Origin of the sequence: Marinobacter aromaticivorans (assembly GCF_002806975.1) — a bacterium.
Lineage (GTDB): Bacteria > Pseudomonadota > Gammaproteobacteria > Pseudomonadales > Oleiphilaceae > Marinobacter > Marinobacter aromaticivorans.
The window spans coordinates 1-504 of sequence record NZ_NIHD01000047.1; the positions used below are offsets into that span (position 1 = coordinate 1).

Annotated in this window: 1 rRNA gene; it reads left to right on the plus strand. The window is 47.0% G+C overall.

Going from position 1 to position 504, the window contains the following annotated elements:
- Window positions 1-504 (plus strand): 16S ribosomal RNA (locus tag CDH48_RS19065); the annotation flags it as partial.

The following is a 504-nucleotide window of genomic DNA, read 5'->3' on the forward strand; positions in this document are numbered from 1 at the left end:
ACCTTACCCACTCTTGACATCTTCTGCAAAGCTATAGAGATATAGTGGAGGTTAACAGAATGACAGATGGTGCATGGTTGTCGTCAGCTCGTGTCGTGAGATGTTAGGTTAAGTCCTGCAACGAGCGCAACCCTTTTCTTTAGTTACTAATATTAAGTTAAGGACTCTAGAGATACTGCCTGGGTAACCAGGAGGAAGGTGGGGACGACGTCAAATCATCATGCCTCTTACGAGTGGGGCAACACACGTGCTACAATGGTCGGTACAAAGAGAAGCAATATGGTGACATGGAGCAAATCTCAAAAAACCGATCTCAGTTCGGATTGAAGTCTGCAACTCGACTTCATGAAGTCGGAATCGCTAGTAATCGTAGATCAGCTACGCTACGGTGAATACGTTCTCGGGTTTTGTACACACCGCCCGACATACCATGGGAGTTGGTAATGCCCAAAGTCGGTGAGTTAACTTCGGAGACCATTGCCTAAGGCAGGACTGATGACTGGG